The 14,604-nt window shown below is 72.4% G+C and carries 11 protein-coding genes; 6 read left to right on the top strand and 5 right to left on the bottom strand.

Annotated elements, in window-relative coordinates:
* Window positions 1–2: 2 nt before the first annotated feature.
* Together I8E28_RS01355 and I8E28_RS01350 are read left to right on the top strand one after the other, a co-directional pair.
* The gene (locus tag I8E28_RS01355) at window positions 3–1,001 is read left to right on the top strand and encodes an L-threonylcarbamoyladenylate synthase (RefSeq protein WP_200786056.1); all 999 of its coding nucleotides are present in this window, start codon (window positions 3–5) and stop codon (window positions 999–1,001) included.
* A gap of 66 nt (window positions 1,002–1,067) precedes the next feature.
* Window positions 1,068–2,021, top strand: a complete 954-nt coding sequence (locus tag I8E28_RS01350; protein ID WP_239027161.1) for an SGNH/GDSL hydrolase family protein — start codon at window positions 1,068–1,070, stop codon at window positions 2,019–2,021.
* A gap of 51 nt (window positions 2,022–2,072) precedes the next feature.
* Here I8E28_RS01350 and I8E28_RS01345 read toward each other — a convergent pair whose 3' ends face one another.
* Both I8E28_RS01345 and dacB read right to left on the bottom strand, forming a co-directional pair.
* The gene (locus tag I8E28_RS01345; protein ID WP_200786055.1) at window positions 2,073–2,336 is read right to left on the bottom strand and encodes a SemiSWEET transporter; all 264 of its coding nucleotides are present in this window, start codon (window positions 2,334–2,336) and stop codon (window positions 2,073–2,075) included.
* Window positions 2,333–3,715 (bottom strand): D-alanyl-D-alanine carboxypeptidase/D-alanyl-D-alanine endopeptidase, encoded by a 1,383-nt coding sequence (dacB, locus tag I8E28_RS01340; RefSeq protein WP_200786054.1) that lies wholly within the window; start codon window positions 3,713–3,715, stop codon window positions 2,333–2,335. The genes I8E28_RS01345 and dacB overlap by 4 nt, the downstream gene beginning before the upstream one ends.
* 49 nt (window positions 3,716–3,764) lie before the next feature.
* Between dacB and tsaB the strand changes: the two genes are divergently transcribed.
* Genes tsaB through I8E28_RS01325 form a run of 3 tightly spaced genes read left to right on the top strand, consistent with a single transcriptional unit; the run spans window position 3,765 to window position 5,703 of the window.
* Window positions 3,765–4,469 (top strand): tRNA (adenosine(37)-N6)-threonylcarbamoyltransferase complex dimerization subunit type 1 TsaB, encoded by a 705-nt coding sequence (tsaB, locus tag I8E28_RS01335; protein WP_200786053.1) that lies wholly within the window; start codon window positions 3,765–3,767, stop codon window positions 4,467–4,469.
* Window positions 4,466–4,933, top strand: a complete 468-nt coding sequence (rimI, locus tag I8E28_RS01330) for a ribosomal protein S18-alanine N-acetyltransferase (protein ID WP_200786052.1) — start codon at window positions 4,466–4,468, stop codon at window positions 4,931–4,933. The genes tsaB and rimI overlap by 4 nt, the downstream gene beginning before the upstream one ends.
* The gene (locus I8E28_RS01325) at window positions 4,846–5,703 is read left to right on the top strand and encodes a uracil-DNA glycosylase (RefSeq protein ID WP_420850231.1); all 858 of its coding nucleotides are present in this window, start codon (window positions 4,846–4,848) and stop codon (window positions 5,701–5,703) included. The genes rimI and I8E28_RS01325 overlap by 88 nt, the downstream gene beginning before the upstream one ends.
* Here I8E28_RS01325 and I8E28_RS01320 read toward each other — a convergent pair.
* Window positions 5,679–6,632, bottom strand: a complete 954-nt coding sequence (locus I8E28_RS01320) for a GlcNAc-transferase family protein (RefSeq protein ID WP_200786051.1) — start codon at window positions 6,630–6,632, stop codon at window positions 5,679–5,681. The genes I8E28_RS01325 and I8E28_RS01320 overlap by 25 nt on opposite strands.
* A gap of 249 nt (window positions 6,633–6,881) precedes the next feature.
* Here I8E28_RS01320 and I8E28_RS01315 point away from each other — a divergent pair, with 249 nt between their 5' ends.
* Complete coding sequence (locus I8E28_RS01315; RefSeq protein ID WP_200786050.1) at window positions 6,882–12,110, top strand: two-partner secretion domain-containing protein; 5,229 nt, start codon at window positions 6,882–6,884, stop codon at window positions 12,108–12,110.
* A 63-nt stretch (window positions 12,111–12,173) separates the two neighbouring features.
* On the opposite strand, the gene I8E28_RS01310 is transcribed toward I8E28_RS01315, so the two are convergent.
* Window positions 12,174–13,667, bottom strand: coding sequence for an FAD-linked oxidase C-terminal domain-containing protein (locus I8E28_RS01310; protein WP_200786049.1), 1,494 nt, complete (start codon window positions 13,665–13,667; stop codon window positions 12,174–12,176).
* A gap of 66 nt (window positions 13,668–13,733) precedes the next feature.
* A complete protein-coding gene (locus I8E28_RS01305; RefSeq protein ID WP_200786048.1) occupies window positions 13,734–14,600 on the bottom strand; it encodes a LysR substrate-binding domain-containing protein in 867 nt (288 codons plus the stop codon).
* Window positions 14,601–14,604: the final 4 nt, after the last annotated feature.

The raw sequence follows: 14,604 nt of genomic DNA, 5'->3' as shown, positions 1-14,604 counted from the left end.
CCGTGCTGCGCGATGCCCGTGATCCCGCCGCGATCGAAGCCGCCGTGCAGGCGCTGCAGGCCGGCGAGCTGGTCGCGTTCCCGACCGAAACGGTGTACGGCCTGGGCGCCGACGCGGGCAACGGCGATGCGGTGGCCGGCATCTTCCGCGCCAAGGGCCGGCCGGCGGACCATCCGCTGATCGTGCACGTGGCCGATGCGGCCGCGGCCGGCGTGTTCGCCAGCAGCATTCCCGATTTCGCGCGGCGGCTGATCGACGCTTTCTGGCCCGGCCCGCTGACGCTGATCCTGCCGCGCCGCGGCGGCATCGCGGACGTCGCGGCCGGCGGGCAGGACACCATCGGCGTGCGTTGCCCTGCGCATCCCGCGGCGCAGGCCCTGCTGCGCGCGTGCGCCACGGCGCAACCGCCCGTGCACGGCATCGCCGGGCCGAGCGCGAACAAGTTCGGCCGCGTCAGCCCGACCACCGCGGCCCACGTGCAGTCCGAATTCGGCCCCGGGCTGCTGGTGCTCGATGGCGGGCCGTGCCAGGTCGGCATCGAATCGGCCATCGTCGACTGCACGCGCGGCCGCCCGGTCCTGCTGCGTCCCGGCATGCTGGACGTTGCCCGCATCGAAGCCGCGGCCGGCCAGGCGCTCGCGCGGCCCGAGGACGTCGACCGCGCCGCGCCGCGTGCGTCGGGCACGCTGGAGGCGCACTACGCGCCGCGCGCGCGGCTGCGGCTGATGGAAGCCGGCGCGCTGCAGACCGCGCTCGACGTGCTCGGGGCCGAAGCCCGAAACATCGCGGTGTGGTCGCGCGCCATCCTTCGCACGCCGGCCGCGGGCGTCGTGCGCCGCCGCATGCCGGACGACGCCGCCGAAGCGGCGCGCCTGCTCTTCGCCGTGCTGCGCGAGTTCGACGACCAGGGCGTGCAGTTGATCTGGATCGAGACGCCGCCGGCCGACGCGGCCTGGGACGGCGTGCGCGACCGCCTGCAACGCGCTGCGGCAGCGGGCTGACCGCGCTTCGTGGGCCGTTGACGAGCTCTCGTTACACTAGCCGTCGCTTTTCCGGAGAACCTCCCCATGCGTTTCCAACGGTTGCGCCGCGTCCTGCTGGCGGCCACCTGCCTGGCTTCCCTGCTGTCCGCCTGCGGCGGCGGCAGCGAGACCGTGTCCAAGTTCATCCCCGGCCGCCTGGTCACCTTCGGTGACGCCTTCAGCGACATCGGGCAGCGCGGCGGCAGGCAGTACACGGCGAACGTCAGCCCGGTCAACTGGACCCAGAACGTGGCCCTGGCGTACGGCCTGCCCCTGGCGGCCAGCAGCGCGGGCGGCACCTCGTACGCGATCGGCAGCGCCCGGGTCGTCGCGACGCCCGACGCCCAGGGCAACGCGTCCACGCCGACCATCGCGATGCAGGTCGACGCCTTCCTGGCCGCCGGCGGCCCGCAGGCGCCCGACGCGATCCTGGTCCAGGGTGGCATCGCCGACCTGATCGCCGAGGCACAGCTCGAGTTGAACGGCCAGCAGGACAGCGCGACCACGACCGCCAACGTGGCGGCCGCCGGTGCGGCCCTCGGGCAACAGGTGCGACGCCTGGTCAACGCCGGCGCCAAGCACGTCATGGTGCTGGGCGCCTACAACCTCGGCCGCACGCCGTGGGCCACCGCGCGCGGTGCCAACGCGCGCCTGGAGGCCCTGACCACCCGCTTCAACGATTCGCTGCTGGTGTCCATCGTGGATCTCGGCTCGCACGTGCTGTACAGCGACATCGCGCTCCTGTTCAACCTGGTGACGGCCAATCCGCTCCTCTACGGCTACGAAAACGTCGTGACGCCGCTGTGCACCTCGGTCGACCCCGGCCCGGGCATCGGCATCGGGCCCAACCAGGTGAATTCGGCGTTGTGCACGGCCTCGACGCTGAACCCGGCCCTGGTGCCGGGCTCGACGCTGTATGCAGACCCCGTCTACTTCACGCCGCCCGCGCACGCCACGCTGGGCGAAATGGTCGCGAACCAGCTGCGCAACCGGTTCTGACGCCGTAGCGCAGGACGAGAGGAAGGGCCCGGCGACGGGCCCTTCGCCGTTTCAGCGCCCGCCGTACCGCAGCTTCATCGCCAGGATCGACAGCGCGAGCGCCAGCGTGATGCCGTTGGCCAGCACGATCGGCCAGGCGCGCAGCAGCAGGCCGTACGCCAGCCACAGCGCCACGCCGATGGCGAACACGGAATACATGCCCAGCGAGACGCCGCGCACGTCGCGCGAGCGGAACGTGAGCCAGGCCTGCGGCACGAAGCTGCAGGTGGTGAGGAACGCGGCCAGGTAGCCGACCCAGTCGACCGCGATCGTCATGGCGCCTTCGCCGCCCAGGTGAGCAGCGCATCGACCACCGGGCGCATGCCGGCCGCGTTCGGGTGGTTGGCGATCGCCACCAGCACCTGGCGGCGGCCGTCGGGCCCGCGCACGTAGCCGGCCACGCCCCAGACGTCGCGCAGGCTGCCGGTCTTCAGGTGCGCGGAGGCAAGCGCCTGCGAGCGGCGCATCGTGCCGTCCGCGCCGGCAATGGGCAGCGAGGCGATGAATTCCGGCATCACCGCGCTCGACCAGCCGTACTGCAGCAGCCGGACCAGCTGCTGCGCGGTGACGCGCTCGTCGCGCGACAGGCCCGAGCCGTTGTCGATGGCCGGTGGCTCGCCGCCGATGCGCTCGCGCCACCAGGTGCGCAGCACCTCGCGCGCGGCCTCGCGCGTGCCGCTGCCGCGCAACTGCAGGCCCAGCGTGAGGAACAGCTGCTGCGCCATCACGTTGTTGCTGAACTTGTTGATGTCCCGCACCACCTCGCCCAGCGGCGGCGACGCCGAGGTGGCCAGGACGACGGCGCCCTCCGGGACGGCGCCGTCACGCACGGTGCCGCCGATGCGGCCACCTGCGTCGGCCCAGGCGCCCGCGATGACGCGCGTCGCGTACGTGCGCGGGTCGGGAAAGGCGAGCGGCCAGGTGCGCTCGCCGCAGGCGGCGGCATAGGCGCCGGCGAAGCGCGGATGCTGCGGGTCGCTGAAGTCGGGGCGCAGGGCGGCGCGCCAATCGCCGCAGTCCCCGGCGGAGAGCGTGACGAACGTCGGCCACTGCACGCCCGCCAGCGGCGGCTCGGCGATCACCCGCGCGGTGCCATCGGCCTGCGGGACGAACCCCAGCAGCACCGATTTGTAGTTCAGCAGCAGGCCGTCGGGCGCGGCGTTGTACGGCCGCAGCGGCTCGTTGTCGAACGCGCCCGGGTCGGCCGCCGGCACGTCGAACGCCGAGTGGTCCAGCACGATGTCGCCGGCGACGTGCTCGATGCCCAGCGCGCGCACGCGCCGCAGCAGCAGCCACAGCCGTTCCTGCACGAGCTTGGGATCGCCCTGCCCCTTGAGGTACAGGTTCCCCTGCAGCGTGCCGGCCTGCACGGGACCATCGGCGAGCACCGCCGTCGACCAGGTGTACGCGGGGCCGAGCGCGTCCAGCCCCGCGAGCGTGGTCGCCAGCTTGGCGATGGACGCCGGATTGACGACGGCGGTCGGCCGGTGGCTGAGGCGCGGCGGCTTGGCGGGATCGACGTCGGTGACCACGATCGTCACGGCGTCGCGCGGCAGCCGCGCCGCGGCCAGGGCCGCGTCGATCTCGGGCGGGAGGGGCTGCGCCGCGACGGCCGTGGCCAGCCAGGTCACGAACAACGTCAGCAGGACACGCATGCCGCCGATTATCGGGGTCCGATAATCCGTCCTCCTTCCAGCCCTCCCCTTGAAGCTCCTCGCCTTCGACACCAGCACCGATGCCCTGAGCATCGCGGTGGCTGCTCCCGGCCTGCTCGCCCCGCTGGACCACCGCGGAGCCGGCGGCGCGCAAGCCTCCACGACCCTGCTGCCCGCGGTGCTGGACCTGCTCGGCCGCGCGGGGCTGGTGCTCGCGGAACTGGATGCGATCGCCTTCGGCTGCGGCCCGGGATCGTTCACCGGGCTGCGCACCGCGTGCTCCGCGGCGCAGGGGCTCGCGTTGGGCGCCGGTGTGCCGGTGCTTCCCGTCGAGACGCTGATGCTGGTGGCCGAGCAGGCGCGGGAGCAACGCGGCGCGGCCGACGTCCTCGCGCTGCTGGATGCGCGGATGAACGAGGTCTATGCGGCGCGCTACCGCCACGACGGGCAGCGCTGGCATCGCGAGGGCGGCATCGTGCTGGCCGCGCCCGAGGCGATCACGGCGCCGGCTGGCGTGCTGCAGGCCGGCAACGCCTTCGCGGCCTACGGCGATCGCCTTCCCGCGGGCGATCGCATCGACGTCATCCCGTCCGCCCTCGCCCTGGTGCGCCTGGCGCCGGCGCTGCTTGCGGCCGGCGAGGCGGTGGCCGCGGACGACGCGCTGCCGCTGTACGTGCGCGACAAGGTCGCGCAGACCACGGCCGAGCGCGAGGCGGCGCGCGCCGCGGCGGCCCAAGCCACAATGCGTCCATGAGTGCAGTCCTGCGCGTCGACGAAGCCGGCTTCGAGCCCATGGCCGAAGGCCGCATCGAGGAAGTGCTGCGCATCGAGCGCAGCGCCTACGAGCACCCGTGGACCGCCGGCAACTTCGCCGATTCGCTGCGTTCCGGCTACCAGGCGCAACTGCTGTGCGCGGGGGGCGAGGTGCTGGGCTACTTCGTCGCCATGAAGGGCGTCGACGAAGTGCACCTGCTCAACATCACGGTCGCGCCCGCGCACCAGCGCCAGGGCTGGGGCCGCCTGATGCTGGAGGCGCTGGCGACCTGGTCGCGCGGCCAGGGCGCCGAGTGGCTGTGGCTGGAAGTGCGCATCGCCAACGTGGGCGCGCAGCGCATGTACGAACAGGCGGGATTCCGCCGCGTGGGCGAACGCAAGGGCTACTACCCGGGCCATGGCGGCCTGCGCGAGGACGCCATCGTGATGAGCCTGAAGCTGTGAGCCTGGACCTCGACGACCGCCGCGTGGCGATGCTGCGCGAAATGGGGCTGCGCTTGCTGCCGCCGATCGCGCCCATTGCGCCCATTGCGCCCGCAATCGCACTCGCTGAAGTGCGCCCGCCTGCGCCGGAGCCGGCGCCGGTCGTTGCACGTGCCCCGCTCGCGCCGATCGCCGACGTTCGGCCTGCGCTCGACCTCGACTGGGACGCGCTGCAGGGCGCCGTCGCCGGTTGTCGCGCATGCGGCCTCTGCGAGACGCGGCACACCACCGTCTTCGGCGTCGGCCCGCAGCGCGCCGACTGGATGGTGATCGGCGAGGCACCCGGAGAGAACGAAGACCTGCAGGGCGAGCCCTTCGTCGGCCAGGCCGGCAAGCTGCTGGACAACATGCTGCGCGCGATCGGGCTGGACCGCCGCAGCAACGTGTACATCGCGAACGTGCTCAAGTGCCGCCCACCGGGCAACCGCAATCCGGAGCCGCAGGAGGTCGCCCAATGCGAGCCCTTCCTGCGCCGCCAGGTGGAACTGGTGCAGCCGCGCATCATCCTGGCGATGGGCCGCTTCGCCGTGCAGAGCCTGCTGCAGTCGCAGGAGCCGGTGGGCAAGCTGCGCGGCCGGGTGCACAGCTACCAGGGCGTGCCCCTTGTCGTCACGTACCACCCGGCGTACCTGCTGCGCAACCTGGCGGACAAGGCCAAGGCCTGGTCCGACCTGTGCCTGGCGCTCGAGGTGGCCGAGCGCGGCGTTCAGGCGCCGGCGAGCGGCTTGTAGGCGCGCGGCGCGATCGTGCGCGCCGCATAGTCGATGCCGCTGAAGGCGGCGTAGTCCTGCATCGTGCGGACCGTGCCCAGCCCGTAGGCGCCCAGCGGCTTGCCCGCCACCAGGTCGGCCAGCCGTTTGCGCGAGCGCTGCTCGAGGTCCCACCACACCTGCGGGCGCTGGCGGTCATGCGCCTGGTCCCAGTGCAGCGGGCGCTCCGGCCCGCCGGAGCTGCCGTCGTTGTACAGGTGGCAGATCGGCAGCTCGGCCATGTGGAAGATGTCCCAGCCGTGCGTGAACAGCCGCGCGGCCAGCGCCTGCTCCTCGCCGTGGAAGTACAGCGCCGGGTCGTACGGAAACTCCAGCGCGAACCGGCCCGGCGCGAACAGGCAGCCGGCGCCCAGGTGGAAGCCGGGCACGGGCTCGTCGCGGTTCACCGGATGGGCCTCGAACGACAGCACCGGGTGCTCGGGATCGAAGGGCATCCCCGGCTTGACCACGTGCGCCAGGATGCGGCCGGTCACGGGGCGGCGCACCGGCTCGCCGTTCTCGAAGGCGAAGGCGCTCGGGTACGACGAGATCACGGCGCCGGGCCGGCCGGCCTGCAGCGCCGTGGCCTGCGCGACCAGGCGCTCGTCCCAGCCCTCGTCGAAGTCCATGTGCGAATCCAGCTGCAGGAACCAGTCCTCGCCGTCGTACAGCGTCATGGCCAGGGCGCGCGCCCAGCAGGGGCCGCGCGAGAACACCGGGTCGATGCGCTGGTAGGTGATCCGCGTCGGCGCCAGCGTGGCCGCGATGTCGGCCGCGCTGGGACCACTGGGGCTCTGGTCGATCACGCCCAGGTGCAGGTCCTGCGGGCGGGCGGCGGTGTCGTGGGCCCGGGCCAGGGTGAACGGCAGGACAGGGTCGCAGTACGACGCGATGCTGATGAAGATGGACATGGAGGGGTGGGAAGGCGCGATCGTGAACTTTGCCGCATTCCGCGCCGGCACTCGAAGGACGGCATCCTGCCTCGTGCAGAAGAGCCTTGGTGTCGCTGTAACGGTATGCTACCGTGGCCTTACTGTCGAGCACGCTCCGCGTGCCGGCTGCAGCCCGGTGCCGTCCGCCGACCCTGCGCCCCCCGAACCCGCCGACCAGATCGAGAGCCCGCCATGTCCCGTCGAACGCCTGCCCGTCGCCTTTCGCCCGTGCCCGCTCCGGCCCCGGCCGCCGCCGGCCACCGGCCGCTGCTGCTGGCCCTGGCGCTCGCCGCCGGCTTCGCGCCGATGGCCGCGCAGGCGCAGGCCGCCGGAGGCAGCGCGGTGGTGGGCGGGATGGCGGTCACGCAACAGGGCAGCGTGCAGACGATCACGACCACCAACGGCAAGGGCGGCTTCTCGGCGATCAACTGGCAGAGCTTCTCGGTGCCCGGCGGCACCACCACCTTCTTCGCGCAGCCCGACGCGGCCAGCCTCTCGATCAACCGCGTCACCGGCGCCAACCCCAGCGCGATCTACGGCACGCTGGGCTCCAACGGCCGGCTGGTGCTGGTCAACCCGGCCGGCATCACCGTCGGTGCCGGCGCGGTGGTCGACACCGCCGGCTTCACGGCGTCGACGCTCCGCATGGCCGATGCCGATCTGGCCGCGGGACGCCTGCGGTTCGAGGGCGGCGCAGGCGGCCTGCTGCGCGTGGACGGCAAGGTCATCGCGCACAGCGGCGACGTGGTGCTGATCGGCCAGGACGTGCAGACCGGCCCGTCGGCGCTGGTGCAGACGCCGCAAGGCGCCACCGTGCTGGCCGCGGGGCAGAAGGTCGAAGTCACCGGCCGCGGGCTGGAGGGCATCGTGTTCGAGGTGCAGGCGCCGACCGACCAGGCGGTGAACCTGGGCACGCTGCAGGGCGACGCGGTCGGCGTGTTCGCCGGCACGCTGCGCCACAGCGGCCTGATCCAGGCCCAGGCCGTGACGACCGAAGGCGGCCGCGTGGTGCTCAAGGCTGCCGGCACGGCGATCGCCGACGGCGCCATCCGCGCCCAGGGTGCGGCGGGCCAGGGGGGCCAGGCCGACGTGCTCGGCGCCAAGGTCGGCGTGCTCGCGGGCGCGACGATCGACACGTCCAACACTGCCGGCGGCGGCCAGATCCGCGTCGGCGGCGACTACCAGGGCAAGAACGCCAGCGTGCAGAACGCGCAGGTCACCTACGTGGACCAGGCCGCGACGCTGCGCGCGAACGCCACGGAGGCGGGCAACGGCGGCAAGGTGATCGTGTGGGCCGACGACACCACGCGCATGCACGGCACGATCCAGGCCAACGCCGGCGCGAACGGCGGCGACGGCGGCTTCGTCGAGACGTCAGGCAAGCGGTACCTGGACGTGCGCGGTGCCAGTGTGCAGGCCTCGGCGGCGCGCGGCGCGGCCGGCACCTGGCTGCTCGATCCGGACGACCTGCGCATCATCGCGGCGCCGGCCCCGTCGGCGGCGCCGGCGCCGGCCGAGAACTACTCCGGTGATGGCTACTTCAGCACCGCGGACGACGGCAGCACGTCCGTGGTCTGGGACAGCACCATCAACGCGGCCCTCAATGCCGGCGGCAGCACCAACGTCCTGGTGCAGACGAGCGGCGCCAGCACCGGGTCGGCCACGCTTGGCGACATCTACCTCGAGGGCGCGACGATCTACCGTGACGCGGCCGGCAGCGGCACCCTCACGCTCAGCGCATGGAACGACATCGTGGTGCGCAACGGCACCACCACGTTCGAAACCCGCATCCCGCCCGTGCCGTCGCCGACGCCCACGCTGCCGCCGCCCCCGCCCTCGCTGCTGGTGTCCTTCCAGGCCGGCCAACGCGGCACGGGCGAGACGCGCGTCGAAAGCGGCGGGACGCTGCTGGCGCGGTCGCTCGATCCGGCGGGCAGCGTCGCCCTCGAATCGGTGCGGGCGTTCACCAACGCAGGCAACCTCGTGCTGGGGGCGGGCTCGTCCCTGGTGGTGACCGACACGCTGACCAACAGCGGCACGCTGTCGGCGTCCGGCGCATCGCTCGCGGCCTCCAACTTCAGCCAGACCGGCGGCAGTACCGGCTTCGGGGCCGGCAGCGATTTCCGGGCCGTCGATGGCTTCTCGCTCGGCGGCGGCACCTTCGGCTTCAACGGCCGCAACCTCGAACTGCGGCAGTCGTCCACCGGCGACCTCGTGCTGGGCAGCGGCGCCGCCATCTCGGCCACCGACTCGGTGCTCCTGTCGGCGAGCGATGGCGACGTCGTGATCGGCCGCGCGTTGTCCTCCGGCGGCGCGATGGCCGTCAACGGGCGCACGCTGTCGATCGGTGGCGCGCTGCAGGCCGACCAGATGGCGCTGATCTCCTACGGCGACGACGGGTCGGGCGTGGGCATGAGCCAGACCGCTGCGATCACCGCCAGGGAACTGATGGTCTCGTCCAGCTATGGCATGGCCAACCTCACCCACGTCGGCAACAGCGTGCAGGCACTGGCCGCCTCGGCGCCGGTGCTGACCTTCACCAACAAGGCCGACCTGCTGACCATCAAGGCGATGGACAACTGGCTGGCGGATGGGTTCCTGCCGGGCCTCCAGGGCGAGATCCACGTCACGAACAACGCCGCCAGCGCGGCCGCGGGTTCGGGCAGCGTGCGGGTCGACGCGGAAGCGTCGGTCTGGGTCGATGCGCTGAGCATCCATGCCGCCGGCAACATCGACGCGCAGGCTGCCATCCGCACGTTCGGCAAGTACCAGTCCAGCCCGGTGAACCTGGGCTCGGTGGACCTGACCGCGGGCGGCACGATCAACTACACGGAGATCAGCACCTACGGCGGGGCGATCGGCAGCATGGGTGCCCACGGCGGCGACCTGTTGCTGTCGGCCGGTACCGGTGTCTTCGGCGGCTACCTGGACGCGTCCGGCGTTGCACCCGATTCCAGCGTCCCGCGCAACGGCGGCAACATCATGGTCACCACGGCGACCGGCGACGTGTCCATCGATTCGATCAGGTCGATGGGCGGCTACTACGGCGGCAGCGGGGGCACCGTCAGCCTCGCGTCCGGCAGCGGCAACTTGAACGTCGGCTGGGTGGACGTCAGCGGGGGCTACAGCCCGGACGGTGTCGGCGGCGCCGGCGGCAAGGTGGTGGCCGCAGGCGCGGCCGGCATCGACATGGGCAGCATCTCCGCGCAAGGCGGCAGCGGCATGCAAGGCAGTGGCGTCGGCGCGGTCGTCAGCCTGTCCTCGTCGGGCGGCAACGTGGTCGTCCGGGATGGCATCGATGCCACGGGCGGCTCCGGCTACGCCGGCAACGGCGGCCACGGCGGCGCCGTCACGGTCACGGCCGGCGGCGGCGTGCAGTTGGGAACGATCTGGCTCGATGGCGGCTATGGCAGCGCCGCCGGGGGCAACGCAGGTTCGCTGAGCGTGACGGCGGCGGGCGACGTGGTCCTGACCTCCGGCGAGAGCCCCGCACTTGTCGCGGCGGCGACGTCGTTCTACGGGACCGCGGTGTCGGCCAGCGGCGGCGACAGCAGCATGGCCTCGGGCGGCGGCGGCGGCAGCGTGCTGCTGCGATCGACCGGCGGCAACGTGTCGGTGCAGGGCTGGATCGACGCCTATGGCAGTGACAGCGGCGCCGGCATGGCCGGCAACGGCGGCTCGGTGCAAGTTTCGGCCGCGGGCAACGTGGCGGTCGGGTCGATCGACGCTTCCGGCGGCTATGCCGACGCGGGCAACGGTGGCAACGGCGGCAACGTGACGCTGACGTCCGGAGGCACCCTGTCGGTCTCCGACATCTATGCCTCCGGTGGCGACGGCGGCTCGGGCCCGGCCGCGGGCGGCCAGGGTGGCAAGGGCGGCTCGATCTCGCTGACGGCGGGGACGGGCGACCTGCACCTGGACGGCTTGTCCATCATCGCGAACGGCGGCTGGGGCGGCGCCCACGCCAGCGTCGGCGGCACCGGTGGCGCCGGCGGATCGATCACGCTCCGCGCGAACGGTGGCGGCGTCTTCGCCAGCGCCGAGGGGGGCGACCCCGACACCGAGACGTTCGTCTACGGCACGTACATCGACAGCGAAGGCGGATCCGGCGGCCAGACGTACGGTACCGCGGCGGGCGACCGCGGCGGCGCCGGCGGTGCGGGCGGCACCATCCAGGTCCAGGCGAGTGGCCCCTCGCAGCTCCTGGGCTCCTTCAGCGCGAGCGGCGGCAGCGGCGGATTCTCCGACGGGGGTGGCAGTGCGGTCGGCGGCACGGGTGGCGCGGGCGGGATGGTCAGCATCTCGACGACGTCACCGGCCGCCACGGTGCTGCTCGGCGGCGACGTCATCGTCCTCGGCGGCGTGGGCGGCGAAGCCGGGACCTACGACGAGGTGATTGGCTGGATCCCCGATCCTTCGCGAACCGGTGTCCAGGGCACCAGCGGCACCTTCTTCAGCAACGTCGCGGGCGGTCTCTTCGTCGGCCCCAGCCTCGATGTCCCGACGACCGAGCCGACGCCGTCGTACGCCGCTTCATCGCTGTCCGTCGTCGGCAACTGGACCAACTCGGGCACCGTGGTCCTGCAGCCGGGCGCGTGGGTCCGCAACGTGGGCACCATGACGAACAACGGCGTGCTGCATCTCGGCGGCGGGTCGTTGCTGAGCGTGGGCACGTACGACGAGATGGAGGACGTGTTCACGCCGGGGCTCGGCAGCCTGGTCAACAGATCGGCCGGCGTGGTGCAGGGCACCGGCATGCTGCAGGCCAACGTGGCCAACGCCGGCGTGCTGTCCCCCGGCGATGCGGCCGGCCAGCCCGGCGCGCTGACGATCCTCGGCGACCTCGTGCTGCAATCGGGCGGCAAGCTGGTCCTCGACGTGGCGCCCAACACGCCACCGGTGCCGGGCACCACCCACGACCAGCTCGTGGTCACCGGTGCGTTGACGCTGGGAGGCGGCGTGCAGGTCAACGCGATCCCCGCCGTGGCGTCGCCGCCGCCGGCGGTCGACGGCGGCAGCCAGATGGCGCTGGCCACCGTGCCGGATCCGTACGTGATGGTCGCCGCGGGCTCCGTCACGGCCGGAAGCGAGTTCGAGGCAGCCACGGCACCGCCGGAGCTGGTGCCCTCGCTGGTCCTCAGCGATGGTGGCGTGTTCCGTCCGCTGATCATCGCGGCGGCGCCGCCCCCACCCACGCCCGCGCCGACGGCCGCCCCGACGCCGGCACCCACCCCGGCGCCTGCGCCGGCACCGGTCAGCGGTGGCACGTTGACGGACCGCATCGTGGAACTGCTCGGCGAAGGCGCGTCGGCCTCGGTGGTGCAGCAGGCGCTCACCGAGTCCAACAACGTCACCGAGTTCGTCGAAGTGCTGCTCAAGTCCTCCGACGACGACGCGGACAAGCCCAAGGGGCAGCCCGACATCGTGCAGACCGACACGTCCTGCAAGCCGTCCTGAGCGGCGCGCGACGCCCAACGAAGAAGCCGCCCTCGGGCGGCTTCTTTCATGGTGGTCCGCGGCTCAGAACCGCGGCAGGTCCGGGTGCGGCAGGCGGTTGCCGCGCACCAGCAGCTTGCCGTACTCGGCGCAGCGCTGCAGCGTCGGGATCACCTTGCCGGGGTTGAGCAGGCCCCTGGCGTCGAACGCGCGCTTGATGCCCAGCATCTGCTCGCGCTCCTCCGGCGCGAACTGCACGCACATGGAGTTGAGCTTCTCGACGCCCACGCCGTGCTCGCCCGTGACGGTGCCGCCCATGGCGACGCTGGTCTCCAGGATGTCGGCGCCGAACAGCTCGCAGCGATGCAGCTGGTCGGGGTCGTTCGCATCGAACAGGATCAGCGGATGCAGGTTGCCGTCGCCGGCGTGGAACACGTTGGCGCAACGCAGGCCGTACTTCTTCTCCATGTCCTGGATCGCCAGCAGGATGTCCGCCAGCCGCTTGCGCGGGATCGTCGAGTCCATGCACATGTAGTCGGGGCTGATGCGGCCGGACGCGGGAAACGCGTTCTTGCGCCCGCTCCAGAAGCGCAGGCGCTCGGCCTCGTCGCGGCTGACCGCGATGGCGGTCGCGCCGGCGCCGCGCAGCACCTCGCTCATGCGGCCGATCTCTTCCTCGACTTCCTCGGGCGTGCCGTCGCTCTCGCACAGCAGGATGGCTTCGGCCTGCAGGTCGTAGCCCGCGTGCACGAAGTCCTCGACCGCGGCCGTCATCGGCTTGTCCATCATCTCCAGGCCCGCGGGGATGATGCCGGCCGCGATCACGGCGGCGACCGCGTCGCCCGCTTTGCGCAGGTCGTCGAAGCTGGCCATGATGCAGCGCGCCAGCTGCGGCTTGGGCACCAGCTTCACGGTGACTTCGGTCGTGACGGCGAGCATGCCTTCGCTGCCCACCAGCACGCCCATCAGGTCGAAGCCGCTGGTGTCCAGCGCGTCGCTGCCGAAAGTGACCGGTTCGCCGTCGGCGGTGAAGCCGCGCACCTTCAGCACGTTGTGCAGCGTGAGCCCGTACTTCAGGCAGTGCACGCCGCCGGAGTTCTCGGCGACGTTGCCGCCGATGGTGCAGGCGATCTGGCTCGAGGGATCGGGCGCGTAGTACAGGCCGTACGCGGCGGCGGCCTCGCTGATCGCGAGATTGCGTACGCCGCATTCGACGACGGCGGTGCGGCTGGCCGGGTCGATCGACTTGATGCGGTTGAACTTCGCCAGCGACAGCGTGACGCCCTCGCGATGCGGCATCGCACCGCCGGACAGCCCGGTGCCGGCGCCGCGCGCGACCACCGGCACGCCCAGCGCGTGACAGGCGCGCAGCACGCCCTGCACCTGCGCTTCGGTCTCGGGCAGCGCCACCGCCATCGGCCGCTGCCGGTAGGCGGTCAGGCCGTCGCATTCGTAGGGACGCGTTTCCTCGTCATGCCACAGCAAGGCGTGGTTCGGCAGCACCTTCCGCAGCGCGGGCAGCACGCGCTCCAGTTGCGCGGCTTGCGACGCGACGGCGGGATCGAGGGGAGCGTTCATGGGGCGATCGTCGCGCACCCGGGCCGGGCGCGGATGAAGATTATTCAATGCGGGCGCGCCATCCGCTCACGCGACGCTGGCGCGCAGCCAGTCGGCGAACGCGGCGCATTCCCAGCGCTCCATGGTGCCGGTGCGCCAGCACAGGTAGTGCGCGTGCGGGCTGGGCACGCTGCGCGGCGACACGCGCACCAGCGCGCCCGACTCCAGCCAGGGCTGCCCGAGCTTGAGCCGCACCAGCGCGATGCCCAGGCCCAGCGCGGCCGCGTCGCACATCAGGCCGATGTCGTTGAACGACGAGCCTTCCGCCGGCTCGCCGGCGTCCTGCCCGTGCGCGAGGAACCAGGTGCGCCACGGTTCGAGCGGGCTCTTCAGCAAGCGCGCCTGCACCAGGTCGTCCAGCGTGTCGAACGGTCCGTGCTCGCGCAGGAAGCCGGGCGAACACAGGGGCGTGACCTCGTCGGTGAGAAGGCACAGGTGTTCGACGTCCGCATAGCGGCCGGTGCCGAAGCGGATCGTCAGGTCGGCGTCTTCGGCCACCACGTCCAGCAGCGGGATCGAGACCTGCAGCGTGAGATCGATCTCCGGATACGCATCGAAGAAGCTGCGCAGGCGCGGCATCAGGATCGAGCGCGCGAACGTCGGCGTGACCGCGACGCGCAGCTTGCGCTTGCCGGTGCCGCCGTCCCTGCCCGGAAAGCGCTCCAGGCTCGCCAGCCCTTCGCGCACGTGCGCCAGGTATTCGCTGCCGTCGGTGGTCAGCGAGAAGTCGGAGCGGCCGAACAGCTTGGTGCCCAGGATCTGCTCGAGCTGCCGCACGCGGTGGCTCACCGCACTGGGCGTGACGCACAGTTCCTCGGCCGCCTGCGTCACCGAGCGCAGACGGGCCAGGGCCTCGAAGGTGAGCAGGCACTGGATCGGCGGGATGCGGGCCATGGCC

The organism is Ramlibacter algicola, assembly GCF_016641735.1.
Taxonomy (GTDB): domain Bacteria; phylum Pseudomonadota; class Gammaproteobacteria; order Burkholderiales; family Burkholderiaceae_C; genus Ramlibacter; species Ramlibacter algicola.
This window is presented reverse-complemented; position numbering and strand designations above follow the sequence as displayed.